Source organism: Mycobacterium sp., from assembly GCF_049673265.1.
GTDB lineage: Bacteria > Actinomycetota > Actinomycetes > Mycobacteriales > Mycobacteriaceae > Mycobacterium.
The window spans coordinates 1-4422 of record NZ_JBATXN010000021.1 but is presented as its reverse complement, the minus strand read 5'-3'; the positions used below and the strand labels follow the sequence as shown (position 1 = coordinate 4422).

The 4422-nt window shown below is 64.6% G+C and carries 4 protein-coding genes and 1 pseudogene; 4 read left to right on the top strand and 1 reads right to left on the bottom strand.

The window, feature by feature from the left end:
• The first annotated feature begins 137 nt into the window (after window positions 1–137).
• From WBF82_RS00610 to WBF82_RS00595, 4 genes are read left to right on the top strand one after another with little or no spacing between them, the layout of a single operon-like run.
• Entirely contained in the window at window positions 138–1496 is a 1359-nt protein-coding gene (locus WBF82_RS00610) for a WS/DGAT/MGAT family O-acyltransferase (RefSeq protein WP_424381172.1), read from the top strand.
• Window positions 1497–1505: 9 nt separating this feature from the next.
• Window positions 1506–1991 (top strand): NUDIX domain-containing protein, encoded by a 486-nt coding sequence (locus tag WBF82_RS00605; RefSeq protein WP_424381171.1) that lies wholly within the window; start codon window positions 1506–1508, stop codon window positions 1989–1991.
• 22 nt (window positions 1992–2013) lie between these two features.
• On the top strand, window positions 2014–2919 hold the full coding sequence (locus WBF82_RS00600) for a haloalkane dehalogenase (RefSeq protein WP_424381170.1): 906 nt from the start codon (window positions 2014–2016) through the stop codon (window positions 2917–2919).
• A gap of 31 nt (window positions 2920–2950) precedes the next feature.
• Window positions 2951–4183, top strand: a complete 1233-nt coding sequence (locus tag WBF82_RS00595; protein WP_424381169.1) for a cytochrome P450 — start codon at window positions 2951–2953, stop codon at window positions 4181–4183.
• 28 nt (window positions 4184–4211) lie between these two features.
• On the opposite strand, the pseudogene ligC reads toward WBF82_RS00595, so the two are convergent.
• Window positions 4212–4422 (bottom strand): annotated as a pseudogene (gene ligC, locus WBF82_RS00590) (ATP-dependent DNA ligase); the annotation flags it as partial.

The following is a 4422-nucleotide window of genomic DNA, read 5'->3' as shown; positions in this document are numbered from 1 at the left end:
GCCCGGAGCCGGGCCTGCCGGGCCTGCCTCACGGCGGCGGTGGGATTCCGCACCTTCCGGGTCTCGGCGGCTTCCACCTGTAACACCGCGGCGCGCATTCGGCCGAATCCGCTTCATGCCAGCGCTTTAATGGGTCAATGGAGCTGATCACGCCTACCGACTCGATATTCCTACTGGGCGAATCCCGCGAGCACCCCATGCACGTCGGCGGCTTGGCGCTGTTCGTGCCACCGGAGGACGCCGGACCGGATTTCCCTCGCAAGGCCTACCAGGCTCTGGCCGAAAACAGCGACTTCCAGCCCACTTTCCGGAAGCGTCCCGCACGGCTTCTCGGCGGAATCGGCAATATCACGTGGGCCTACGACGACGAGGACGACATCGACATCGACTACCACCTGCGCCGTTCGGCGCTGCCCTCGCCTGGCCGGGTCCGCGATCTACTCGAGCTGACCTCGCGGCTGCACAGCACCCTGCTCGATCGCCACCGCCCGCTATGGGAAGGCTATTTCGTGGAGGGACTGAACGACGGCCGATTCGCCCTGTACACCAAGTTTCACCACTCGCTGATCGACGGTGTCTCAGCGCTCAAGCTGATGGCGCGCACGATGTCGACCGACCCCGACGATCGTGACCTGGTGGCGATCTGGAGCCTGCCTCGGCGGCGACATTCGACCACCCGGTCTCGGTGGCAGATGTTGACCCAAACAGCGAGATCGATTGCCGCACTTGGCCCATCGACGCTGTCGCTGGCCCGTGCCGCACTGGTCGAACAACAACTGACGCTTCCGTTCGCCGCACCGCGCACCATGCTCAACGTACCGATCGGCGGCGCGCGCCGGTGCGCGGCTCAGTCCTATTCGTTGGACCGACTCAAAAACATTAGGCGGGCCGCCGGGGTTTCGGTCAATGACGTCGTCCTGGCGATGTGCGCCGGTGCGCTGCGGTACTACCTGGCCGATCAGCATGCGCTGCCCGACACGCCGTTGGTCGCCATGGTCCCGATAAGTCTGCGCACCAAGGAGGAAGCCGACAGCGGCGGCAACATGGTCGGCACGATCTTGTGCAACCTCGCCACCGACGTCGACGATCCGGCCATTCGCCTCGAAACCATCAACCAATCGATGCGCGGCAACAAGGAGGTGTTCTCTCAACTGCCCCGGCTGCAGGCCATGGCGTTGTCGGCGTGTCTGATGGCACCGATGGCCCTTGCCGTCATCCCGGGATTGGGCTCCTCGGCGCCGCCGCCGTTCAACATCGTCATCTCCAATGTCCCGGGGCCAACCGAGCCGCTGTATTGGGGCGGTGCGCGTCTTGACGGCAACTATCCGATGTCAATCGCGCTGGACGGTCAAGCCTTGAACATCACCGTGGTCAACAACGCCGGCAACCTCGACTTCGGCTTGGTCGGATGCCGCCGAAGCGTGCCGCACCTGCAGCGGTTGCTCGGTCACCTGGAAAGCTCGCTGAAGGATTTGGAACGCGCGGTTGGCGTCTGACCGGCGACCATGCCCAAGCTGAGCGCAGGCCTGTTGCTGTATCGGGTACGCGACGACGTCGTCGAGGTCCTGATCGCGCATCCGGGTGGACCGTTCTGGGCCCGGAAGGACGACGGTGCCTGGTCAATTCCCAAGGGGGAGTACACCGACGGCGACGACCCCTGGGTGGCGGCGCAACGTGAGTTCGAAGAGGAGATCGGTCTGCCGGCGCCGGCCGGGCCGCGGATCGCATTTCCGCCGATGAAGCAGCCCAGCGGCAAGGTCGTCACCGCGTTCGCGGTGCAGGGCGATCTTGACCTCACCGATGCGCACAGCAACACCTTCGAACTCGAATGGCCCAAAGGCTCAGGGCGGATTCAGAGCTTCCCCGAGGTAGACCGGGTCGGCTGGTTCCCAGTGGCGCAGGCCAGGATCAAGCTGCTCACAGGCCACCGCCCCGTTTTGGATCAGTTGATGGCCCACCCGACCTTAGCCGGTTCGCGCGAGGGCGAATAAGCCCTGGCGTATGTTCACAGTCATGCAGACATTGCGAACACCTGACGATCGCTTCGCAGATCTGCCCGAATTCCCTTATACCCCAAACTATTCCGAAGTGTCAGACGGCGACGGCGGGACGCTCCGGATGGCCTGGGTGCACGACGGTCCGCAGCACGCCGACCCGGTGCTCATGCTGCACGGCGAGCCCTCATGGTCATTTTTGTACCGCAAGATGATTCCGGTATTGGCGGCGGCCGAGCATCGCGTCATCTGCCCGGATTTGGTCGGGTTCGGTCGTTCCGACAAGCCGACGCGTATTGAAGACCACACCTACGCGCGCCATGTCGAGTGGGTGCGGGAACTGGTATTCGACGTGTTGGACCTGAACCGGGTCACTCTCGTCGGGCAGGACTGGGGCGGGCTGATCGGATTGCGATTGGCCGCCGAGCATCCCGAACGGTTCAGTCGAAGCGTCGTCGCCAACACCGGGTTGCCGACCGGAGACATCCCGATGCCGAAGATCTGGTGGCAGTTCCGCGAGGTGATGCAGACGGCGCCGTCGATCGATGTCGGCCGGTTCGTGCAGGGCGGCTGTCGCCGGCCGGTGAGCGATGAGGTGCGCGCGGCGTATGACGCGCCATTCCCGGACGACAGCTATTGCGCTGCACCGCGCGCCATGCCCGGGCTGGTGCCGACGTCACCCGATGACCCGGCCGGTGCGGCCAACCGCTCGGCGTGGGCGACGCTGTGCGCGAGCTCGATGCCCATGTTGGTGGCTTTCAGCGATGGGGATCCGATCACCGGTGGAATGGCGCCGATCTTTCAGCGCGAGATGGCCGGCGCGCAGGGCATCGAACACCCCGTCGTGCATAATGCCGGGCACTTCCTGCAAGAAGACGCCGGTGAAGAACTCGCCGGCCACATCGTCGAATTCCTGCGTAGCTAATCGACCCGCGGGACTCCTGCACAATGTGTGAATGACGAGTGTGTCGAGTGTCGCCGAGCCGCAGGCACTGCTGCTGCAACTGATGGACCCGGCCAACCGGGCCGACCCGTATGCGGTGTACCGGCGGTTCCGGGAACAGGGTCCGCTGCGGTTGCCGGACGCCAACCTCACCGTCTTTTCGGCCTATCGCGACTGCGACGAGGTGCTGCGGCATCCGTCGTCGTCTGTCGACCGGAGCAAGTCGTCGGTGGTACAACGCATGTTCGCCGAGGGCGCGAACCTGCGGCCGCCGTGGCCTCCCATGTTCCTGTTTCTCGATCCGCCCGATCACACCCGGCTGCGCAAACTTGTCAGCAAGGCGTTCGTGCCCAAGGTGGTCAACGCGCTGCAACCGGAGATCGCCGGTCTGGTCGATGGATTGCTCGACCGCGTGACCAAACGCGGGCACTTCGACGTCATCAGTGATCTCGCCTACCCGCTGCCGGTGGCGGTGATCTGTCGGCTGCTGGGGATTCCGTTGGAGGACGAGCCGGAGTTCGGCCGCGCATCGGCGCTGATGGCGCAGGCGCTGGACCCGTTCCTCGCGATCACCGGGGAGCCGTCGGAGGGCATGCAAGAACGTCTTCGAGCCAGTCAGTGGTTGCGCGAATACCTGCACGACCTCATCGGACAGCGCCGGTCGCAACCGGGTGATGATCTGATGTCACGGTTGATCGCGGTGGAAGAGTCCGGCGATCAGCTGGCCGAGGACGAGATCGTCTCGACCTGCAGCTTGCTGCTGGTCGCCGGGCATGAGACCACCGTGAACCTGATTGCGAACGCTATCTTGGCGATGCTGCGCAACCCCGCGCAGTGGGCCGCTCTGGCCGCCGACGCAGATCATGCTCCGGCGGTTATCGAGGAAACGCTGCGTTACGACCCGCCCGTGCAATTGGTAGCGCGAATTGCCGCTGACGACATGACGATTGGGGACACCCAAATAGCCGAGGGTGACACCATGTTGCTGCTGCTGGCCGCAGCTCAGCATGACGAGGGAGAGTTCGAACGACCGGAGCTCTTCGATCCGCATCGAAATACGTCCCGGCACTTAGCATTCGGGCGAGGCCTGCATTACTGTCTGGGCGCTCCGCTGGCTCGGTTGGAGGCCGCGGTCGCGCTATCGGCGGTGACAGCCCGTTTTCCTCAAGCGCGGCTGGACGGCGAACCGGTGTACAAGCCGAACGTCACGCTGCGCGGACTATCGTCGCTCACCGTCGCGGTGTAACTCCTGGCCGCTCGACGGGCATTAGGCGCTAGCCGAGGCCCGAGACGATGTCGCCGAGTTTGAAGGTGATCGGGGTTTCCAGTTGGGAATACGTGCATGAGCTTGGGTCGCGGTCGGGCCGCCAGCGGTTGAACTGGGCGGGGTGCCGAAACCGTTCGCCTTCCATGTGGTCGTAGCGGACTTCCACCACTCGTTCGGGCCGCAGCGGCACGAACGAGAGGTCTTTGCCGGCGTTCCAG

Bases quoted from the DNA above. Each gene is read 5' to 3' on its own strand.
- WBF82_RS00595 (WP_424381169.1), top strand. From the start codon at position 2,951: ATGACGAGTGTGTCGAGTGTCGCCGAGCCGCAGGCACTGCTGCTGCAA.
- WBF82_RS00600 (WP_424381170.1), top strand. From the start codon at position 2,014: ATGCAGACATTGCGAACACCTGACGATCGCTTCGCAGATCTGCCCGAA.
- WBF82_RS00610 (WP_424381172.1), top strand. From the start codon at position 138: ATGGAGCTGATCACGCCTACCGACTCGATATTCCTACTGGGCGAATCC.
- WBF82_RS00605 (WP_424381171.1), top strand. From the start codon at position 1,506: ATGCCCAAGCTGAGCGCAGGCCTGTTGCTGTATCGGGTACGCGACGAC.